Annotated in this window: 16 protein-coding genes, 3 tRNA genes and 1 pseudogene; 5 read left to right on the top strand and 15 right to left on the bottom strand. The window is 65.1% G+C overall.

The window, feature by feature from the left end:
- Nucleotides 1-113: 113 nt before the first annotated feature.
- From tuf to hisN, 8 genes are all read right to left on the bottom strand, one after another.
- The gene (tuf, locus tag ACZ5YA_RS22675) at nt 114-1304 is read right to left on the bottom strand and encodes an elongation factor Tu (protein ID WP_119449751.1); all 1191 of its coding nucleotides are present in this window, start codon (nt 1302-1304) and stop codon (nt 114-116) included.
- Between the two features lie 51 nt (nt 1305-1355).
- Nucleotides 1356-1430 (bottom strand) — tRNA-Thr (locus ACZ5YA_RS22670).
- A gap of 10 nt (nt 1431-1440) precedes the next feature.
- A tRNA-Gly gene (locus ACZ5YA_RS22665) sits at nt 1441-1514 on the bottom strand.
- A gap of 148 nt (nt 1515-1662) precedes the next feature.
- Nucleotides 1663-1749, bottom strand: a tRNA-Tyr gene (locus tag ACZ5YA_RS22660).
- Between the two features lie 113 nt (nt 1750-1862).
- A complete protein-coding gene (locus ACZ5YA_RS22655; protein ID WP_464091265.1) occupies nt 1863-3026 on the bottom strand; it encodes an iron-containing alcohol dehydrogenase in 1164 nt (387 codons plus the stop codon).
- A 24-nt stretch (nt 3027-3050) separates the two neighbouring features.
- Nucleotides 3051-4439: an aldehyde dehydrogenase family protein gene (locus ACZ5YA_RS22650; protein ID WP_118932714.1), complete on the bottom strand. Its 1389-nt coding sequence runs from the start codon at nt 4437-4439 to the stop codon at nt 3051-3053.
- 31 nt (nt 4440-4470) lie between these two features.
- A complete protein-coding gene (locus tag ACZ5YA_RS22645; protein ID WP_059376233.1) occupies nt 4471-5856 on the bottom strand; it encodes a glutamine synthetase family protein in 1386 nt (461 codons plus the stop codon).
- A 57-nt stretch (nt 5857-5913) separates the two neighbouring features.
- Complete coding sequence (hisN, locus tag ACZ5YA_RS22640) at nt 5914-6720, bottom strand: histidinol-phosphatase (RefSeq protein ID WP_059376235.1); 807 nt, start codon at nt 6718-6720, stop codon at nt 5914-5916.
- Nucleotides 6721-6914: 194 nt separating this feature from the next.
- Between hisN and ACZ5YA_RS22635 the strand changes: the two genes are divergently transcribed.
- From ACZ5YA_RS22635 to ACZ5YA_RS22620, 4 genes are read left to right on the top strand one after another with little or no spacing between them, the layout of a single operon-like run.
- Nucleotides 6915-7922, top strand: coding sequence for an ABC transporter substrate-binding protein (locus ACZ5YA_RS22635; protein ID WP_119449757.1), 1008 nt, complete (start codon nt 6915-6917; stop codon nt 7920-7922).
- Nucleotides 7923-7971: 49 nt separating this feature from the next.
- Nucleotides 7972-8979, top strand: a complete 1008-nt coding sequence (locus ACZ5YA_RS22630) for an ABC transporter ATP-binding protein (protein WP_059376237.1) — start codon at nt 7972-7974, stop codon at nt 8977-8979.
- 31 nt (nt 8980-9010) lie between these two features.
- Complete coding sequence (locus tag ACZ5YA_RS22625) at nt 9011-10693, top strand: ABC transporter permease subunit (protein WP_464091264.1); 1683 nt, start codon at nt 9011-9013, stop codon at nt 10691-10693.
- 17 nt (nt 10694-10710) lie between these two features.
- Nucleotides 10711-11472: a DeoR/GlpR family DNA-binding transcription regulator gene (locus tag ACZ5YA_RS22620; protein WP_059376242.1), complete on the top strand. Its 762-nt coding sequence runs from the start codon at nt 10711-10713 to the stop codon at nt 11470-11472.
- A 20-nt stretch (nt 11473-11492) separates the two neighbouring features.
- Here ACZ5YA_RS22620 and ACZ5YA_RS22615 read toward each other — a convergent pair whose 3' ends face one another.
- The 4 genes and pseudogenes from ACZ5YA_RS22615 to ACZ5YA_RS22600 all read right to left on the bottom strand — a co-directional run bounded on the left by ACZ5YA_RS22615 (nt 11493) and on the right by ACZ5YA_RS22600 (nt 16029).
- Nucleotides 11493-12494 carry a Bug family tripartite tricarboxylate transporter substrate binding protein gene (locus ACZ5YA_RS22615; protein ID WP_118932719.1) on the bottom strand — a complete coding sequence of 334 codons (1002 nt, stop codon included), beginning with the start codon at nt 12492-12494 and terminating at the stop codon, nt 11493-11495.
- 164 nt (nt 12495-12658) lie between these two features.
- A complete protein-coding gene (locus ACZ5YA_RS22610; RefSeq protein ID WP_464092868.1) occupies nt 12659-14257 on the bottom strand; it encodes a rhodanese-like domain-containing protein in 1599 nt (532 codons plus the stop codon).
- Between the two features lie 87 nt (nt 14258-14344).
- Nucleotides 14345-15439 (bottom strand): annotated as a pseudogene (gene metC / locus ACZ5YA_RS22605) (cystathionine beta-lyase); the annotation flags it as partial.
- A 2-nt stretch (nt 15440-15441) separates the two neighbouring features.
- The gene (locus ACZ5YA_RS22600; protein WP_464091263.1) at nt 15442-16029 is read right to left on the bottom strand and encodes a cysteine dioxygenase family protein; all 588 of its coding nucleotides are present in this window, start codon (nt 16027-16029) and stop codon (nt 15442-15444) included.
- 116 nt (nt 16030-16145) lie between these two features.
- On the opposite strand from ACZ5YA_RS22600, the gene ACZ5YA_RS22595 reads away from it, so the two are divergent.
- A complete protein-coding gene (locus tag ACZ5YA_RS22595) occupies nt 16146-17078 on the top strand; it encodes a LysR substrate-binding domain-containing protein (protein ID WP_059376252.1) in 933 nt (310 codons plus the stop codon).
- Here the strand turns inward: ACZ5YA_RS22595 and ACZ5YA_RS22590 are convergent.
- From ACZ5YA_RS22590 to ACZ5YA_RS22580, 3 genes are read right to left on the bottom strand one after another with little or no spacing between them, the layout of a single operon-like run.
- Nucleotides 17032-18036 carry an asparaginase gene (locus tag ACZ5YA_RS22590; protein ID WP_280014426.1) on the bottom strand — a complete coding sequence of 335 codons (1005 nt, stop codon included), beginning with the start codon at nt 18034-18036 and terminating at the stop codon, nt 17032-17034. The genes ACZ5YA_RS22595 and ACZ5YA_RS22590 overlap by 47 nt on opposite strands.
- Complete coding sequence (locus ACZ5YA_RS22585; protein ID WP_251878362.1) at nt 18029-18955, bottom strand: ParB/RepB/Spo0J family partition protein; 927 nt, start codon at nt 18953-18955, stop codon at nt 18029-18031. Before ACZ5YA_RS22585 ends, ACZ5YA_RS22590 begins: the two co-directional genes overlap by 8 nt.
- 43 nt (nt 18956-18998) lie before the next feature.
- Nucleotides 18999-19823, bottom strand: a complete 825-nt coding sequence (locus ACZ5YA_RS22580; protein WP_464091262.1) for a GNAT family N-acetyltransferase — start codon at nt 19821-19823, stop codon at nt 18999-19001.
- Nucleotides 19824-19826: the final 3 nt, after the last annotated feature.

Genomic DNA, 19826 nt, shown 5'->3' with positions numbered 1-19826 from the left:
CACAGCTGCTTCCGCCTTACATGCAACAACTTGCGGAACCATACATCATACTACTTTTACAGCAAAGATGGATAGAGGGACTTGAGAGTCCACTCTACCCATCCGGGTATTGCTTACTTCAGGATCTTGGCGACGACGCCGGCGCCGACGGTACGACCGCCTTCACGGATGGCGAAACGCAGACCTTCTTCCATGGCGATCGGAGCCAACAGCTTGACCGTCATGGCCACGTTGTCGCCCGGCAGAACCATTTCCTTGTCGGCCGGCAGTTCGATCGTGCCCGTCACGTCCGTCGTGCGGAAGTAGAACTGGGGACGATAGCCTTGGAAGAACGGGGTGTGACGGCCGCCTTCTTCCTTGGACAGGATGTACACCTCGGACGTGAAGTCCGTGTGCGGGGTGATCGAGCCCGGCTTGGCCAGAACTTGGCCGCGCTGGACGTCTTCACGCTTGGTGCCGCGCAGCAGGATGCCCACGTTGTCGCCGGCTTGACCTTGGTCCAGCAGCTTGCGGAACATTTCCACGCCCGTGCAGGTCGTCTTGACCGTCGGAACGATACCGACGATTTCGAGTTCTTCGCCGACCTTGATCACGCCGCGTTCGATACGGCCGGTCACCACGGTGCCGCGACCCGAGATCGAGAACACGTCTTCAACCGGCATCAGGAACGTGCCGTCCACGGCGCGCTCAGGCGTCGGGATGTACGAATCCAGCGCAGCGGCCAGAGCCATGATGGCTTGCTCGCCCAGTTCGCCCTTGTCGCCTTCCAGCGCCAGCTTGGCCGAACCCTTCACGATCGGGGTGTCGTCGCCCGGGAAGTCGTACTTCGACAGCAGTTCGCGGACTTCCATTTCCACCAGCTCGAGCAGCTCGGCGTCGTCAACCATGTCAGCCTTGTTCAGGAAGACGATGATGTACGGCACGCCAACCTGGCGCGACAGCAGGATGTGTTCGCGGGTTTGCGGCATCGGGCCGTCAGCGGCCGACACGACCAGGATCGCGCCGTCCATTTGCGCGGCGCCCGTGATCATGTTCTTCACATAGTCAGCGTGGCCCGGGCAGTCAACGTGCGCGTAGTGACGCGCTTCCGTTTCGTACTCGACGTGAGCCGTGTTGATCGTGATGCCGCGAGCCTTTTCTTCAGGAGTCGCGTCGATCTGGTCGTAGCCCTTGGCTTCGCCGCCGAACTTGTTCGACAGAACGGTCGTGATGGCCGCCGTCAACGTCGTTTTGCCGTGGTCAACGTGACCAATCGTACCCACGTTCACGTGCGGCTTGGTACGTTCAAACTTGCCTTTTGCCATGGCTGACTCCTGACCTGGATTGCGCTTCTGACTGAAGAAGAGAGAAATTAGTGGTGCCCATGGCGCGGATCGAACGCGCGACCTCTCCCTTACCAAGGGAGTGCTCTACCACTGAGCCACATGGGCAAATAAATCTTGGAGCGGGTGAAGGGAATCGAACCCTCGTCGTAAGCTTGGAAGGCTTCTGCTCTACCATTGAGCTACACCCGCGGCATACCCTTTCACCTTCTCTTTCCCAAACCTTTTTCAATCCGAAGCCCGGGAGAGCTTTACAACCTTCTTTGCGAAGGCTGCTCAGCTTTCTGAGCTTCACATTGTAAATCCAGGCAAACCGCGCCTGGATTTAGGTGTGGGTCTCTGGTGGAGGAGGTTGGATTCGAACCAACGTAGGCGCAAGGCCAACAGATTTACAGTCTGCCCCCTTTAACCACTCGGGCACTCCTCCACAGGAGAATTCGAGATTATGAACACTTTCAAACCCGCTGTCAAACGCTTGGGACGAAATATTCAAAATTCTTCTTCAACCACCGCAGCGTTTCCGCGCAGAGGGGGCGAAGCTTACAGGTTTCCGCGAATTGCTGCACGAAAAAGATCGGAATACTGCTCAGGGGTGTAGTTGACGGGGTTGGTGCCGGCCGATGGATCCTCGGCCGCCATGCGCCCCACCCGCTCGGCCTGGGTCTCGTCGATGCCGATTTCTGCCAGGGTGTGGGGAATGCCCACGGTCTCGCGCAAACGCAGCACCCAGTCCAGCACCGCCCCCGAGCCGGAATCCGGCAGATCCAGGTAGCGCGCCAAGGCCTGCAGCCGCGGCGCCACCGCGTGTTCGTTGGCTTTCAGCACGTACGGCATGAGGATTGCGTTGAGCATGCCGTGATGCGCGTCGTACAGCGCGCCCAACGGATGCGCCAGCGCATGCATGGCGCCCAGCCCGCGCTGGAACGCCGTCGCGCCCATGCTGGACGCCACCAGCATCTGCAGCCGCGCCTGCAAATCGCTGCCGTTGGCGACGGCCTGCGGCAAGTATTCCTTGACCAGGCGCATGCCTTCGATCGCGATGCCCGCCGCCATGGGATGGAAGAAAGGCGAACAGTAGGCTTCGAGATTATGCGACAGCGCGTCCATGCCGGTCGCCGCCGTTATCTTGGGCGGCAGGCCGACAGTGAGCTCGGGGTCCAGGATCACCACGGCAGGCAGCATGCGCGCGTGGAAGATGATGCGCTTGACCTCGGCGGCCTCGTCGGTGATGACGGAAGCGCGCCCTACTTCGGAACCCGTGCCTGCGGTGGTCGGCACGGCCACCACCGGGGCCATGCCCGCGACGTCGACGCGCAGGTAGTTGTCGCCGACATCCTCGAAATCCCATAATGGCCGCCGCTGCCCGGCCATCAGCGCGATGGCCTTGGCGGCATCCAGCGCGGAGCCGCCGCCGAATGCGATCACGCCATCATGGCGGCCTTGCCGATAGGCTTGCACGCCATCGTCCACATTACGGCCCGTGGGATTGCCTTTGATCTCGTGGAACAGGCCGCATTCCAGCCCTTCCTGGCGGCACGCTCGCACGGCCTGCGTCACCATCGGCAAGGCAGCAAGCCCGGGATCCGTCACAAGCAGAGGTCGCTTCATGCCCAGGCCGCGGCATAGCTCGGGCAGTTCCTTGATGCGGCCGGGGCCGGCCTTGATGGCGGTGGGATAGTTCCAATTAACACTGGGCACGGTCATGGCGGGTTTCCTGATGGCGTCGTGTCAGACGCTGCGCAGATGGAAGGATTTGGCTTGGGTGAGCTGCTCGTAGCCCACGACAGACAAGGAGACGCCGCGGCCGGAGTTCTTCACGCCGGTCCAAGCCAGCGCGGGATCCAGGTAATCGCAACGGTTCATGAAGAACGTACCCGCCTGCACCTGGCGGCCTATATGCAGGGCCGCATCCTGGTCCTGCGTAAAAGCCGCCGCCGTCAGGCCGTAGGGACTGTCGTTCATCAGGCCGATCGCCTCCTCGTCGCTGTCCACCGCCATGATGCCGACAGCGGGACCGAAGCATTCATCACTCATGATGCGCATGCGATGATCGACCTGCGTCAGCAGCGCCGGCGCGACGTAAGGCGAGCCTATGCTCGCTTCCTTGAAATACGAGCTATCAATCATATTTCTGGCGCCGGCGGAAACCGCAGCCCCGATGATGTCGCGGATCTCGGCGGCGGCTTTTGCGCGCACCACCGGCCCCAGCGTTGTTTCGGCGTGCAGCGGATTCCCCAGCACGTAGCTGCGGGTCAATTCGATCGCGCGCTCGACGAACTCGTCGTACCGCGCACGCGCCACATAGATGCGCTGGATGCCGCAGCAGGATTGGCCTGAATTAAAAAAGGCGCCGTCCACCAACGTCTCGACCGCATGGTCGATCTTCGCGTCCTCGCGCACATAGGCTGGATCATTGCCACCCAGCTCCAGGCCGACGCCGATGAACCGCCCCGCCGCGCTTTCCTCCACGACATGCCCGCCGCGCACCGAACCGGTAAACGAGACGTAGCCGATCTCCGGCGCGCGGATCAGCCTGCGCACGATGTCATGGTTGGCATGCAGGTACTGGAACACGCCCTTGGGCGCGCCGGCTTCCCGGAATGCGCGTTCGATCAGTTCCGCGCACAGGGGCGTCTGGTCGGAATGCTTGAGAATGACGGTATTGCCGGCCATCAGCGCGGGCACGATGCTGTTCACCGCCGTCAGCAAGGGATAGTTCCACGGCGCAATGGTCAGCGCCACGCCTATGGGTTCACGGCTGATGAAGCGCGTGAATCCCGCCATTTCCGCAACCTGGATGGGCGCCAGCGCCTCACCCGCGATCGCGATCATGTGGCGCGCGCGGGCCTCGAAGCCCGCCACCTCTCCGGGCGTATAGCGCAGCGGCCGGCCCATCTGGATGGTAATGGCGCGTGCGATCTCGTCCTTCGCGGCGACGAAGCGGTCGACGGCCTCGGACACGATGCGCCCCCGCTCCTGCACGCCCAGTGCCTGCCACGCGCCCTGCGCGGCTTGGGCGTCGGCGAGCGCCTGAGCGATCTGCGCCTCGCTGGCGTAGGGACGGCGCACGACCTCGCGCCCGTCGATGGGACTGATGGTGATGAGTTCCTGGGTCATGTCTGCCCTGCGCAAGCGGTGTGGTTTGGATTCAGATGATTTCGAAGTAGCGCGCCAGTTCCCAGTCGGTCACGTGGCGGCGGAACTGCCGTTCTTCCCATTCACGCGTCGCCGCGTAATGTTCGACGAAGGCGTCGCCAAACAGATGGCGCGCGGCCTCGGATTCGCGCAGCCGCTGCGCGGCCTCCCAGAGCGTGGTGGGCAAGCGCAGATGTGCCGGGAACTGCTGCGTATAGGCGTTGCCCTGCACCATCGGCTCGGGTTCCAGGCCCTGCTCAATGCCATACAGGCCCGAAGCCAGGGCGGCGGACAAGGCCAGATAGGGATTGGCGTCGGCCGATCCGATGCGCACCTCGACGCGCTGCGATTTGTCGCTGCCTGGAATCAGCCGCAGCGCAGTGGTGCGGTTTTCCATGCCCCAGGTCGCATCCAGCGGCGCCCAGTACCCGGGTACCAGGCGCGAATAGCTGTTGATGGTCTGCGCATACATGGCCATGAATTCCGGCAGGTAGCGCTGCACACCGGCCATGAAGGAAGCTTGCGTCGCGCTCATGCCGTGCGGCCGGGATTCGTCGTAAAAGGCCGAACGGTTGGTCTTGTGGTCGCGTAGCGACAGATGGATGTGTCCGCTCTGGCCGGGATGATCATGCGACCATTTCGCCATGAAGGTCGCCATCAGCCCGTTCTGCTGCGCCAGCGCCTTGGTGAAAGTCTTGAAGAGAAAGGCCTTGTCGCCCGCGGCCGCGGCCAGGTCCACTGCCAGGGCCGCTTCCAGCACGCCCGGCCCGGTCTCGGTGTGCAGGCCTTCGATGGGCATGTCCATGCGTTCGCACATGTCCAGGAGCTTGCGGTAGAAGTCGCCTTCGACCGTGCTGCGCAGCACCGAGTAGCCGAAATTTCCCGGCGTCCAGTTCTCCATGTTGCGGTAGTTCTTGGCGCGCACCGAGTGCGGCGTTTCGCGGAACATGAAGAACTCGTACTCCAGCGCGGCATAGACGTCATAGCCCATGCCCGCGGCCCGGTCCAGCGTCCGGTGCAACAACCGCCGCGGACAGATGGCGCCCGCGTCGCCTTCGAATTCCGCCAGGAACAGCAGCATGTCTTCGCCGCCCGGTCCCTGCTCCAGCGGCAGCCGGCGGCCGCTTTGCGGGATGATCCTGAGCTTGGCATCCGGATAGGCCGTGTGCCAACCCGTGTACTTGGTGTTGTCGTACAGCTGGTCGTCCAGGTCCCAGCCGAACACCACGTCGCAGAACGCCAGCCCCGAGCGCAGCGCGCCCAGGAATTTGTCGCGCCGCAAGTACTTTCCCAGCATGACGCCATCGACGTCGGACAAACCTACCTTGATGTGCGAGAGCTGGCTGGCTTGCACCAGCCGCTCCGCGTCTTCCACCGTTGCTACCCCTAGTGCATGCATGCTCTTTCACCTTGTGACTGAAGCGTTGCGTTGGACTGCGGGCGGGCGGCGCGGCGTTCAGGTCATGGCCGCCCCCAGCACCCGCATCGCCTGGCGATGCAGCTGCGGCGTGGCGGCCGCGACGACGCGGCCCTGCGATTCGAGACTGAGCGGCTGCCCCGACCAATCGGTAATGACGCCGCCCGCCCCTTCGATCACGGGCATCAGCGCCAGATAGTCATACGGCTGCAGGCCGGACTCGACCACCAGGTCGACGTGTCCGCTGGCCAGGAGGCCGTAGCTGTAGCAATCGCCGCCGTAGCGGCGCATGCGCGCGGCCTGCGTCAGCGCCTCGAAGGCGGCCAGCTCGGCGCCGGCAAAGATGTCGGGCGAGGTGGCGTACAGCACGGCCTGGCGCAGTTCGGCGCAAGCGCTGGTGCGGCAGGCGGCACCGTTCAGTTGCGCGGCCACGCCGGCCGCGCCGACCCAGCGCTCGTCCAGCATGGGTATGTCGATTACGCCGAGCACAGGCTTGCCCCGATGCAGCAGCGCCAGCAGCGTGCCCCACAACGGGTTACCGGAAATGAACGCGCGCGTGCCGTCGATGGGGTCCAGCGACCACACGAATTCGGCTTCGGCATGCGACGCACCGAACTCTTCTCCAAAGATGCCGTGCTCGGGATAATGCTGGGCGATGGCCTCGCGCAAGGCGGCCTCGACCTCACGGTCGGCCTGCGTGACCGGGCTTTCGTCCGCCTTGGTGTCCACGTCCAGCGGATGCCGGAACCACTTGCGCGACAAGGGACGGACGCGGTCCGCCAGCGTTTGGGCGAACGAGGAGTACGCGGCCAGCTGCTGCGCGGATAACGGCGGTGAAGTTTGCATCGATGAGCTCCAGGCGTGGCGCGGGAGGATGCGCCTACGCCAAAAAAACCCTTGAATACTGGTTTTTCCAGTCTAGACACGTTGCCACAAATTTGCAAACATACATAAAACTGCAACTTGCCGGATTTGTTGCAGAAGGCTGTCCAACTACGTAGCTCGCCACCGTTGCCGTGTATTCCAACCGGAGTTCCATCATGCAATGTATGAAGAAGCTTAGCCTTGTGGTTGCAGTAATTTCCCTAGGTTGGACGCAGGCCCACGCCGGCGCCATCACCGTCTACACCGCCCTCGAAGAAGATGAAATCGCGGCCTATCTGAAAGCCGCCAACGCCGCCATGCCGGACGTGAAGGTCAACGTGCTGCGGCTGTCCACCGGAGATCTGGGCGCGCGCCTGATCGCCGAGGCCTCCAACCCGCAGCAGGACGTGATCTGGGGCTTCGCCGTCAGCAACATGCTGGATCCGCGCCTGCAAAACCTGCTGGAGCCGTATGCGGCCAAGGGCATGGACGCCCTGCCCGCGCAGTACAAGGGCGCCGACCAGAAGTGGTTCGCCGCCACCGGCTACGTAGCCGCATTCTGTGTAAACACGGACAGGCTCAAGTCCAAGAATCTGCCCATGCCGACCTCCTGGGAAGACCTGACCAAGCCGGTCTACAAGGGCGAGATAGTTATCCCCAGCCCTGCCGCCTCGGGTACCGGCTATCTGCAGATCGTCGCGCTGCTGCAGGGTATGGGCAAGGAGAAAGGCTGGGCGCTGCTCAAGGACCTGGACAAGAATGTGGCCCAGTACACGCCGTCCGGTTCGCGCCCCTGCAAGATGGCGCGCGCCGGCGAGTACGCCATCGGCGTGTCCTTCGCCTTCCCCGCCATGCAGTCCATCGAGGAAGGATTCCCCATCAAGATGGTGATTCCATCCAAATGGGTGGGCTACGAACTGGAAGCCTCGGGGCTGATGAAAACGGCCAAGAATCCCACCGACGCCAAACGCTTCCTCGATTGGACGCTGTCGGCGCAGGCCGGCGGCCTGTACAGCAAGTACAAGGAACTGGTGACCATCCCCGGCGCCACACCCAACAAGGCCGCCGAAGCCGCCGGCCTGCCCAAGGACCTGACCGCCGTGCTGTATCCCGTGGACTTCCCCAAGTCGGCCGCGGAGCGGGACGCCACCATCAAGACCTGGCAGGAAACCATCAAGCGTTGACGGTGCCGCGGCCGGCGCAAAGCCGGCCGCAGCCTGTCCTGGAGACGCCATGTATCTGGAATTGCGCGGAATCCGCAAGACGTTCGATGCGTCGGTAGCGCTGCAAGACATCGACCTGTCCGTGGGCGAACATGAATTCGTCTGCCTGCTGGGCCCCAGCGGCTGCGGCAAGACCACCCTGCTGCGCATCGTGGCGGGCTTGCTGCCCTTTGACCGCGGCACCATCACGCTGGGCGGGCGCGACCTGAGCGCGCTGCCGGCGCGCAAGCGCGGCTTCGGCATCGTGTTCCAGTCGTATTCCCTGTTCCCCAACATGACCGTGGCGCAAAACGTGGGTTACGGCCTGCGCATCCGCGGCGAATCGCGCGAACGCATCGGCGCGCGCGTAAAGGAACTGCTGACGCTGATCAAACTGCCCGAACATGCGGAGCGCTATCCGCACCAGTTGTCCGGCGGCCAGCAGCAGCGCGTGGCGCTGGCGCGCGCGCTGGCGGTGGATCCGGCGCTGATCCTGCTCGACGAACCCCTGTCCGCGCTGGACGCGCGCGTACGCACCGACATGCGCGCCGAGATCCACGACGTGCAGCGGCGCCTGAAAATTCCCACGGTCATGGTCACGCACGATCAGGAGGAAGCGCTGACTCTGGCCGACAAGATCGTGTGCATGAACGACGGCCGCATCGAGCAGGTGGGCTCGCCTTCCGATCTGTACCTGCGCCCGCGCACCCGCTTCGTGGCGAACTTCGTGGGCCTGAGCAATCTGCTGCCCACCGACTGGGTGCGCGAGGCCATGCCCCAACTGCTGGCGACGCGGCCCGAGGGCGCCAGCGAGCGCTACGAGGCCTGCCTGCGGCCCGAGAACCTGCGCATCGCCGCGGACGAACGCGGCCCGGGCCGCGTGCAGGACATGACGTTCATGGGCAACCTCACCCGCCTGCGCATCGCCTGGCAGGGACGCGAACTGCTGGTGGAACAACATGGCGCCGCGGGCCTGTCGCGCGGCGCCCCCGTGCGGCTGGACATGGAGCCGGGCCAGTGCGCCTGGGTCAGCGTATGACGGATCGCACCACGCAAACCGGGGCCGCCGCTTGAGCGCCGCCCACGCCAGCCCGGCCATCGCGGCGCCAACCGGCCGCGCCCCCTGGTCCGCCGACCGTGTGCTGCTATGGAGCTGCGTCGGCATCCCCCTGGCGGGCCTGGCGCTGTTCTTCCTCTATCCGCTGGCGACTGTAGCGTGGCGCAGCCTGGTCGAGAAGGACGGCTCGGTCGGCCTGGGCAACTATGCCGAGGTCTTCGCCACGCGCGGCGTGCTCACCGCCACGCTCAACAGCCTGGTCATGAGCACCGCCACCACGGTGGTCAGCGTCGCGCTGGGCTTTGCCATCGCCTACGGCCTGGATCGCAGCTGCATGCGCGGCAAGGCCGCCGTGCGGCTGGCGCTGGTGCTGCCGCTGCTGGCGCCTTCGCTGGTGCAGGGCCTGGGGCTCATCTTCCTGCTGGGTCGAAACGGGCTGGTACACCGCTGGACAGGCTGGGAAATAGATATCTACGGCTTCTGGGGCCTGTTGATCTCCAACGTGTTCTACGCCCTGCCCCAGGCCGTGCTGATCCTGCAGGCGGCCTTGCGCAACATGGATGCGCGCTACTACGACGCGGCCGAAGTGATGGGCGCGTCCGGCTCGCGCCAGTTCCTCGACATCACCCTGCCCAACAGCAAGTTCGGCTTGCTGAGCGCGGCCTTCGTGGTGTTCGTCATCACCATTACCGACTTCGGCAACGCCGCCGTGATCGGCGGCAACTACCGGGTGCTGGCCACCGAGATCTACAGCCAGGTATCCGGGCAGATGAACTTCGGCATGGGCTCGGTGGTCGGCATCCTGCTGCTGCTGCCATCGCTGATTTCGGTGCAGATCGAACGCGTCGCCTCGCAGCGTCAGTTCGGCTCGGCCTCGCCCAGCGGATTGCGGGTCACGCCGCAACCGGCTCGCGGGCGCGATGCGGCGTTCACCGCCGGCGTGTTGCTGGCCAGCGGTACCATCATCCTGACCGTGGCCACGGTAATCTTCGCCAGCTTCATGCGGCTGTGGCCCTATCGCATGGAATGGACGCTGAAGCATTACGACATCACAGTCAGCGGCGGCTACACGCCGCTCTGGACGTCGCTGTACCTGTCGCTGGCGGCGGCAGGCGGCGGCGTGCTGCTGCTGTTCTTCCTGAGCTTCGGGGTGTGCCGCATTCCGCGCGCGTGGGCCAAGCTGGTGTACCTGATCTCGGTGCTGCCGGTGGGCGTTCCCGGCCTGGTGCTGGGCTTGTCGTACATCTTCGCCTTCAACGCCCCCGGCACGCCGCTGTATGCGCTGTACGGCAGCGCCGCGCTGATTGCCTTGTGCAACTTCTACCACTACCACACGCAGGGTTTCCTGACGATGATGACCGGCATGCGCGCCGTGCCGCAAGCGCTGGAGGAGGCTGTCAGCTGCCTGGGCGGCGGCACGCTGCGGGTGCTGCGCGACGCCGTGCTGCCGCTGATCGGCCCGACCGTGCTGGGCGTGTTCTTCTTCCTGTTCATGCGGTCCATGGTGACGCTGTCGGCGGTGATCTTCCTGGTCACGCCATCCGTGAGCGTGGCGCCCGTTTCCGTCCTGCGCCTGGACGAAGCGGGGTTCGTCTCGCAGGCTGCCGCCTATTCAACCCTTATCATGCTGGTCGTGGGAGGCTCCCTGCTGGCATTGCGCGCGCTGATCGCCGCAGCCGCGCGGCGCCGGACATAGATTAGGAAACATCGGACATGTGGCAAGAAGAGCGGTATCAGAGAATCCGCGCCCTGCTGTCTTCATTGCAGCAGGTATCGACCGACCGTATCGTCGGCGAACTAGGGGTTTCAAGGGAGACAGTCAGGCGTGACCTGCTGGAATTGGAGGCCATGGGCGAATTGCGCCGGGTGCACGGCGGCGCCGTGCCGGTGCACAGCGAACCGCCCATCGCGGAACGCGTGCATACCCGCGTCAAGTACAAGCGCGCCATCGCGCGCGCGGCCGCGGGGCTGGTATCCAGCGGACAGACCCTGTTCCTGGACGCTGGCAGCACCACCAGCGTGCTGGCCGACGAACTGGCCAAGCTGTCGGGCCTGACCGTCATCACCAACTCGTTTGACGTCGCCTTGAAGGTGGGCGCGGCCGGCAACGGCGCAAACCAGCTGATCATGCTGGGCGGCTCCGTGGGCGGCCCGGTGTGCGCCACGGCCGGCGACATCACGATCGCCGAGATCCACCGCTATCGCGCGGATCTGGCGCTGCTGTCGCCGGTGGGCGTGGACGCCGAATTCGGCGCCACCAACTATGACCTGCGCGAGGCCGAAGTGGCGCGCGCGATGGCGGCCAGCGCCAAGCAGCTGGTACTGCTGGCCGACTTCAGCAAGATCGGCCTGTGCAGCCGCGTGTCGTACTGCAGCGCGGACCGCATCGACCATCTGGTCACCAACACCAGCGCGCAGAAGTCACCCGCCTACGCCGCCCTGAAATCCGCCGTAGGCAAGATCGTGGCGGTGTAGCGCAATCATCGACTTGCGCATCAGTCCAGCGACACGCCCGCAGTCTTCACCATGTCGGCCCAATACACAGTGTCTTCCTGCAGTCGCGTCTTGAACGCGGCGGGCTGGCTGCCCACCGCCCAGCTGCCGCCGCTGTTGATCTTGGCGATCACCGCGGGCGATTTCATCGCCTGCCCCACCGCTTGCGCCAGGTAGGCAATGCGCTCGGGCGGCGTGCCGGCGGGCGCGAACAGTCCATACCAATCATCGGCGGTAATGCCTTCCATGCCTGCCTGCTTGAGCGTGGGCGCCCCCTTGAAGATGCCGATGCTGTTCTCGTGGCTGAGCGCCAGGATGCGCAGCTTGCCGGCGGCGACCATGGGTTCGGCCGACGCCGGTGAAGTTATCAACATGTCCACCGTGCCGCCCATGAGGTCGGTGATGGCGGGCGCGGCGCCGCGATAAGGCACGTGCACCAGCTTCACGTCGGCCTTCTGCGATAGCAGCGCCCCCATCAGATGGCTCATGGTGCCATTGCCGGGCGTCGCGTAGGTTATCGCGCCGGGCTGCTTGCGCGCGGCTTCCAGATAATCGTTCAGCGTGCGGTACGGGCTCTCGCTGCGCGCCACCAGCACCAGCGGCGCCGAAGTGATCTGCGAGATGGGCGTGAAGTCCTTGACCGGGTCAAAGCCCACGTTCTTGTACAGGCGCGGATTGACGGCCATGACGCTGGTCTGCGACATCACCAGGGTATAGCCGTCGGGCTTGGCGCGCGCCACTTGCGCCGTGCCGACGTTGCCGCCCGCGCCCGAACGGTTTTCCACCACCACGCTCTGGCCCGTGATGGCGCCCAGTTCCTGCGCGATCAGGCGCGCGACACCATCGTTGCCGCCTCCCGGAGGAAACGGCGACACGACCGTGATGGCCTGCTTGGGATAGTCGGGTAACGGCGCGGGCGCCTCGGCGTGGGCAACGGTCCCCCACAGCAGACCGGCAAGCGCCGCGGCTGCGGCCTTGCGTACGTGCGATGCATGATGCTTCATCTGAGTTCCCCTTGTGATTGGCGGCCGCATACTCGGCCGTCCTTTGCCTTCCGGTTCGGCATGAACCGTCCGCACCCCGGCCGCAAGGGCCGGGGCGTACTTTTCGGATTGAAGCGTCTGCTGTGCCGCGGGCGCCGGGTCCGGCGGGCGCGGCGGGTCCGGGATCAGCGGGCCGGAAAGCGGTAGCCCGCCAATTCACGTTCGTCGATCTGCTTGACCAGATTGGTCTCCCAGGCCAGGTACTGGCGCGCGGCGGCCTTGTTGCCGTCGTGGCGGTCATGCACGAAAAACAGATAGTCGATGCAGTCGGCGTTCGCAGGCTCAGCCGGCGTGGCCGCCAATGCGATGCCCTGCGCGGCCCAGCTGGAGGGGTCGCCGGTGTTGCCCTGGATGTCTTGCACGCCCAGCGCCCGCAAGTCCTGTGCTGCCCAGGCGGCCAGGGCCGCGTCCTCGGCCAGCAACACCACGGGACGCGCGGCATCCAGGTGCAGCCTAGCCAGGCGCGGGCGGATGGACCAGCGTGCGCCTGCGATATGGCCGGCGCGATAGCGCATGCTGGGACGAAGATCGACCAGCTGCGCGCCTTGCGCAAGCGCGGCTGCAAGTTGCGCATCGTCCAGCAGGGGCAATTGCGGCGCCAGCGCCTTTTCCACAGGGTTCTCCAACTGCGCCTGCAAGCCTTCGCGCAACACGCTGGCGTCCCAGCCCATCTGCCGCAGCCAGCTGGCGACCACTGGCGCGCGCACGCCTTCGGCGTCGAACACGACGATACGCGCGCCGCGCACGGCCAGGTACTGGTCGGTGGCCTGGATCAACTGGCCGCCCGGCGTGTGCTGCGCACCGGGCAGCGAGCCTTGCGCGTACTCTTCGGCGCTGCGCACATCGCACAGGAAGGTGCTGCGGGTCTGGTCGCGCAACCAGGCTTGCACCTCTTCCGCTCCGACCACCGGCACGCCATGACTTTCTGCCAATCGCAAGGAACGCTGTGCCAGCGCGGGCAGGTCCTGCGGTGCAACGCCATCGTCGTAGCGGCGCCGTGCGCCGTGTTCGAGCTGCAGATCCTCGAGGTACCAGCCTTGCGTGCCGTTCTCCAACGCGTAGACAGGGTTGGGCACGCCCAGATTGATCAGCGTCTGCGCCCCGATGATGCTGCGCGTGCGGCCGGCGCAGTTCACCACAATGGTGGTCTGCGGATTGCTCGCCAGCGTATGGGCGCGCAGCGCCAGTTCGCCATTGGGGCAGCAGATGCCGCCCGGGATGCTCATCTTCTGGTATTCCGCGTAAGGCCTGCCGTCCAGCACGATCAGGTCGTCGCCGCGGCGCTGGCGTTCGGCCAGGTCGCGCGCGCCGATGCGGGGGGTGTGGAAAACTTCTTCGGCCAGTTCACCGAAGGTTTTGCTGGGCACGTTCACGCCTGCGAAGATGGCATAGCCGTCGCGCTGCCATTGCGCAATGCCACCGCTCAGACGATGCACGTTGCGGTATCCGAGCGCGGCCAGGGCCTGTGCGGCACGCGTCGCCGTGTCATCAGCGCCGCCGTCGTCGTAGAGCGCGATGCGCACATCGCGCCGCGGCGCCAGGCGCACGATATCGACTTCCAGCCGGCTGTAGGGCACGGGTGCGGCGTAGAACAGATGTCCCTCGCCATATTGGCCGTGCTCACGCACGTCCAGCAGCGCGATTTCCGCGTCATCATGGAGCCATTGCTTGAGCATGTGCGGATCAATGTCGATGACGGGCTGGTCTTGGGTGGGGTGCATCATGGTATTCAGGGAAGACGGAGAAAGTTGGGATAGCGCTTGATCGAGGTCGGCGATGAGGTCGTCGGGATCCTCCAGGCCCACATGCAGGCGCAGCATGGCGCCGCGCGGCTCGGGATCCGGCAGGGACCGCGCCGCGCCCAGATTGACGGGTATCACCAGGCTTTCGAAGCCGCCCCACGATGCGCCGATGCCGAACAGCCGCAGGCTGTTGATAAGTCGCTCGACAGCGTCGATGCCGGCCGCGGCGGCGAACTCCACCGTCAAGAGGCCATTCGCGCCGCTGCAATCGCGCAACCACAACGCATGGGAAGGATCGCCGGGCAGGGCCGGACATAGAACGCGCGCCACCTCGGGGCGGCCCAACAGGAAATCCGCCACGCGCATGGCGCTGCGGGCGTGCTGCGCCATGCGCAAGGGCAGCGTGCGCATGCCGCGCAGCACCAGATACGCGTCATCGGCACCAACGGTCTGCCCCAGGTCCACGGTGGCGCGCTCCAGCGCATTCCAGGCGCGCGCGTTGGTGATCGCAGCGCCCATCATCACGTCGGCGTGCCCGCCCAGATACTTGGTGGCCGCCAGGATGGAGATGTCGGCGCCCAGCGTAAGGGGTTTGTGCAGCAATCCGGAGGCCCAGGTGTTATCCACAGCCAGCCAGCAATCATGGGCACGGGCCAACGCGGCCAGCGCCGGCAGATCCGGCATCTCATAAGTCAACGAGCCCGGCGATTCCGCATAGATCATGCGGGTTTCAGGACGGATGAGCGCTTCAATGCCAGCGCCGTCAGGCCGGTAGTACGTGTACGCGATGCCCAGCCGCGCCAGATGTTCCGCGCAGAAGCGGCGCACGGGCTCGTACACCGCATCCGTGATCAGCACGTGGTCCTCGGCGCGCAGGTAGGCCAGCAGCACGGTGGCGATGGCGGCCTGTCCGGTGGGATATAGCTTGGCGCGATAGCCCTCTTCCAGCTCCACCAACGCGTCTTCAAGCGCATGCGTGCTATCGGTGCCGCGCGCGCCGTAGGACGGCAGGCGCTCCTGGTCGCGGCGGCTGCGCGTGTCACGCCACGCCTGCACGCTGTCGAAGACGTAAGTGCTGGCGCGCGTGACGGGCGTATTGACCCAGCCGCGATGAGGGCGGCCGGCGCGCAACAGGCGCGTGGCGGACCGATAGGGCTTGTCCATGATCAGCGGCGCGTCTGCACGCCGATCGGCATGACTTTGCAGGTACCGGCAGCCAGATCGAACGCCAGGCGCTCGGTCAGCGTTTCCAGTGCGCGGCCATACATGTGCAGATGGCGGATGACGCTGTCGCCCTGGATTTCCACGGCGTGGATATCGTCCGGCATCAGCGCAATGCCCGTGCCGGGACCGACCACCACGGTGCCGGTCTTTTCTAGCCGGCCCACGCCGGGCACGGAGCCGTCGTCGCTGCGATCGTAGACGTAGTTGTATTCCACGCCTTCCACGGCCGCGATACAGGCCCAGGTCGTGTGGTTGTGCGGAACGATCTGCTTGCCGGGACGCATGACGTTCAGATAAAGCGCGTAGCTCTTGTCGGCGTCTTCGGCGATCAGGTAGCGGGCCTGGCGTTCGCCGTCTTCCGGAGCGGGATAGCGATCGGTGGCCCACCAGTCGGAGTGGCCGGCCAGGCCGATCAATTCATCCAGCACGGTTTGCAGGCTGTCGCGGTTCAGCCCCTTATTTCCTACAGTTTTTTTAATATTTTCGATGGCACTGGTGATGCCGGCCTGATGAGGGTGTGCGTTGCTCACTTTGTGTTTTCCCTATTTTCATGAGTTATGGCATTGAATGTATCCCCCCTCCTCACGCGGAACAATTTAAATTGCCTTAAGATTCCATTAGCATCCCTAATACTTCGTAGAGCACCATGCGCAATCTGGATCTGGACCTGCTCCGCACGCTGACCGCCATCGCCCGGCACGACACTTTCTCGGAAGCCGCCAACCGGCTGCACAAGACGCAGTCTGCCGTGACGCAGCAGATGCAGCGGCTGGAATCTCTCATCGGCCAGCCCTTGTTCGAGAAACAAGGCCGCAACAAGGTGCTCTCTTCGCATGGACGCCGCCTGGTGGAATACGCCCGCCATATGCTGGCCATCAACGATGAGGCGCTGCGCGCCCTGCAAGACGGACCGCTGGAAGGCGACCTGAAGCTGGGCGCGCCGCTGGACGTGGCGGATTCGATCCTGCCCACGCTGTTGACGCACATCGCGCGTTCGGCGCCGCGCGTGAAACTGGAAATCCGCACGGACCGCAGCCCCTTCCTGATGGATGCCCTGCGCGCGGGCGAACTCGACCTGACGATATCCACGCGCTTCGACCAGGACTTCGAGGGCGTGGCGCTGCGCACTTCGCCCACGGTGTGGCTGGCCTCGGCCGACTACGTGCATGACATGCATGCGCCGGTGCCGCTGGTACTGGCCGATGAACCCAGCATCTTCCGCCGGCTGGCGCTCACGGCTCTGGAACAGGCGCGCGTGCGCTGGCACACCAACTACGTGGCGCCGACGCTGGTGGGGATCAAGGCGGCGCTGCGCGCCGGTTTAGGCGTCACCGCGCGCAGCGTGGAACTGCTGGGGCCCGAAATGCGCGTATTGGGCGAAAAGGAAGGATTGCCGCCCTTGCCCGACGTGACGTACTTCCTGTGGATAAGGCCTGACCTGATCAATCCGCTGACGCGGCAGGTCTACGAGATGCTCAAGACCAGCCTGCGGCTGGCGCAGCAGGACGATGCGGCGGCCCAGCCGCCGCGCCTCAATAGCGGTCGAACAGATCCTGCAGGGCTGCCGGATCGCGCGTGACGGAAAGACCCAGCATCAGCAGGATGCGGGCTTTCTGTGGATTCAGGTCGCGCGCGGCAACAAACCCCAGGCGCGCGTCATCGAGTTCGACGTCGCGCGCCACGAAGCCGCTGCCCGTGCGGCTGGAGCGCACGACCGCCACGCCGTTGGCCGCGGCGCGGCTCAGGCCTTCAATGGCCATATCGGTGGCGTTACCATCGCCAACGCCGGCCAGCACGATGCCGTCGGCGGCATCGGCCAGGAAATCGATCAGATCGCCCTGCAGGTCGGCATGGGCATAGACAACATCCACGCGGGGCCAACCGGCCTTTTCCAGCAATGCGAGTGAAAACTCGCTTTCTACGGTGTGCGTCGTGGTGTTGCGCGAATAGAAGAATGGAACCCCGCCGTGCATGACGCCGGCGCGGCCGCGATTAGGCGAAGCGAACGCGCAGAGGCCGGCGCTGGCGATCTTCTGGATCTCGCGGGCGTAGTGCACGTCTTCGTTCATGACGACGAGCGGCCCGCGGGCGCGCGCCTCGGGATGGCGCGCGAGCGCCACCGCGTTGTACAGATTGGCCGGGCCTTCGGCGCCCAGGGCGGTGGCCGGACGCATGGCGCCCACCAGCACCACGGGCTTGTCGTGGCGTATCACCAGGCTCAGGAAGTACGCCGTTTCTTCCAGCGTGTCGGTACCGTGCGTGATGACGATGCCCGCCACCGAGGCATCGCGGCTCAGCGCATCCACGCGTTCGGCCAGCGCGCGCCAGACGGCGTGCGTCATGTTCTGGCTGCCGACGTTGGCAACCTGCTCGGCACGGATCTCGGCGATGCCCGCCAGTTGCGGCACGGCAGCCAACAGATCGTTGACGGAGAACGAGCCGGCCTTGTAGCCGGCGGCGGTCGCGTCAGCCTGGGCGCCAGCGATCGTGCCGCCCGTCGCCAGTACTGCGATGACAGGCAGCGCGCGCTCAGGCATCCACCACTCCGGACAGGCCTTGGCGCTCAAGCAGGGAATTCAGGTGTTCCCAGCCATGGAAGTCGATGACGATCTGGCCCTTTTCCTTGGCGCCCACTTTCAGCGCGACGCGCGTACCCAGATGGTCGGATAGCGCCTCTTCCAGGCGGGTCAGGTCGCGCGATGCGCCGTTGGCCTTCTTCTTGGGCGCGGTGGACGACTCGGCTTCCTTGGCGGTCTTGGCGACCAGCTTTTCGGCTTCACGCACCGACAGGCGGCGCGCGATGATCTGGTTGGCCAGCTGGATCTGCGTAGCCGCGTCCACGGCGAGCAGCGCGCGCGCATGGCCCATGTCCACGTCGCCCGCCAGCAGCATGGTCTGCACGGCCGCCGCCAGGTTCAGGAGGCGCAGCAGGTTGCTGGTGGCCGAACGCGAACGGCCGATCGCTTGCGCGGCCTGTTCATGCGTCAGGCCGAATTCGTCGAGCAACCGACGCACGCCCTGCGCTTCTTCCAGCGGATTCAGGTCTTCGCGCTGGATGTTTTCGATCAGCGCCATGACGGCCGCGTTCTCGTCGGCCACTTCACGCACCAGCACCGGCACTTCCTTCAGGCCGGCAATCTGCGCAGCGCGGAAGCGCCGTTCGCCGGCAATGATTTCATAGTGGCCGGGCGCAGCTTCGCCCAGTGCGCGCACAAGAATGGGTTGCATGATGCCTTGTGTGCGGATCGATTCGGCCAGTTCGCCCAACGCGCCCTCGTCCATGCGCGTGCGCGGCTGATACTTGCCGGCGCGCATCTTCGAGACGGGCAAGGTGGACGGCGGACCCTCGGGCTTGGCGGCGGCAGCAGCCTTGCCGATGTTCTCGATGGCAGGCGCGTCGGCGCCGAGCAAGGCGTCCAGTCCGCGGCCCAATCCCTTGGGTTTCTTGGTGGCCATAATTAAATCCTCTTTCCTTCTGTTTTTGTATCCCGAGCGTGGCTCAGGCGTCCGTCTGCTCGGCGGGCAGGCGGTACCAATACGCGTAACAGTCTTTGAAACCGTAGCGGCCATACAAGGCGCGCGCGGCTGTATTCTCCGGCTCAACCTGCAAATAGGCTGTCGTGGCGCCGCCGGCGGCGCCTGTTGCCAACAAGTGTTCAATCAGGGCGGCGGCGTAGCCTTTGCGCCGCTGCCCCGGGTCGGTGACGATATCGAACAGGCCCAGCAAGTCGCCGTCGCGGACGGCCAGGCCCGCGGCAACGCACTGCCCCGCCGCGTCGGTTGCCAGCACCGGCGAGATATCCACAGCCAGTCCTTGCAAGCGCGTCCGATGTTCGGCGATGTGCGCGGATTCCGAGTTGCGCATTGCCCCGACCGCCGCCGCGAAGCGTCCGGTATCGACAATATTGAAAAGCAGATCGCCCCGGACGCTGGGCCTGGGAGCGAGCGGCATGCACATGACTCGGGTCTCGTCGGTAAAGGTATAACCGCGGGACTCCAGTTCGGCGTCGAGGGAAAAATCGGGACCGATGGAGGTAATGCGCAGCACCATGGGCAAGCCATGGCGCGCATACAACGATGAACAATACGCCAGCCGCTCGTCCAACGGACGTGTGGATAACCCCAGCACATTGATACTGCGTGCGCGCTTGGCCGACGAAGGCGCGAACCGCACCAGCCAGCCATCGAAAAGCACCTGCGCACCGACCGCCGTCGCGTTCAGCGCGGCCTCTTCCAGACGCGTGCGCAGGCCGTCGCGCGCGTCGATGCGCGGCGTACTGGAGACTGACATTTCGGTCTGGGAAAAGAGCGGAACGGCGGACATGGT

The organism is Achromobacter sp. JCM 18799 (assembly GCF_055395645.1).
The sequence above is the reverse complement of the archived record's forward strand: the minus strand, read 5'-3'. Positions and strand labels throughout refer to the sequence as shown.

Bases quoted from the DNA above. Each gene is read 5' to 3' on its own strand.
- ACZ5YA_RS22655 (WP_464091265.1), bottom strand. From the start codon at position 3,026: ATGACCGTGCCCAGTGTTAATTGGAACTATCCCACCGCCATCAAGGCC.
- ACZ5YA_RS22620 (WP_059376242.1), top strand. From the start codon at position 10,711: ATGTGGCAAGAAGAGCGGTATCAGAGAATCCGCGCCCTGCTGTCTTCA.
- ACZ5YA_RS22580 (WP_464091262.1), bottom strand. From the start codon at position 19,823: ATGTCCGCCGTTCCGCTCTTTTCCCAGACCGAAATGTCAGTCTCCAGT.
- ACZ5YA_RS22650 (WP_118932714.1), bottom strand. From the start codon at position 4,439: ATGACCCAGGAACTCATCACCATCAGTCCCATCGACGGGCGCGAGGTC.
- ACZ5YA_RS22595 (WP_059376252.1), top strand. From the start codon at position 16,146: ATGCGCAATCTGGATCTGGACCTGCTCCGCACGCTGACCGCCATCGCC.
- ACZ5YA_RS22630 (WP_059376237.1), top strand. From the start codon at position 7,972: ATGTATCTGGAATTGCGCGGAATCCGCAAGACGTTCGATGCGTCGGTA.
- ACZ5YA_RS22585 (WP_251878362.1), bottom strand. From the start codon at position 18,955: ATGGCCACCAAGAAACCCAAGGGATTGGGCCGCGGACTGGACGCCTTG.
- ACZ5YA_RS22615 (WP_118932719.1), bottom strand. From the start codon at position 12,494: ATGAAGCATCATGCATCGCACGTACGCAAGGCCGCAGCCGCGGCGCTT.
- ACZ5YA_RS22645 (WP_059376233.1), bottom strand. From the start codon at position 5,856: ATGCATGCACTAGGGGTAGCAACGGTGGAAGACGCGGAGCGGCTGGTG.
- tuf (WP_119449751.1), bottom strand. From the start codon at position 1,304: ATGGCAAAAGGCAAGTTTGAACGTACCAAGCCGCACGTGAACGTGGGT.
- ACZ5YA_RS22635 (WP_119449757.1), top strand. From the start codon at position 6,915: ATGCAATGTATGAAGAAGCTTAGCCTTGTGGTTGCAGTAATTTCCCTA.
- hisN (WP_059376235.1), bottom strand. From the start codon at position 6,720: ATGCAAACTTCACCGCCGTTATCCGCGCAGCAGCTGGCCGCGTACTCC.
- ACZ5YA_RS22590 (WP_280014426.1), bottom strand. From the start codon at position 18,036: ATGCCTGAGCGCGCGCTGCCTGTCATCGCAGTACTGGCGACGGGCGGC.
- ACZ5YA_RS22610 (WP_464092868.1), bottom strand. From the start codon at position 14,257: ATGATGCACCCCACCCAAGACCAGCCCGTCATCGACATTGATCCGCAC.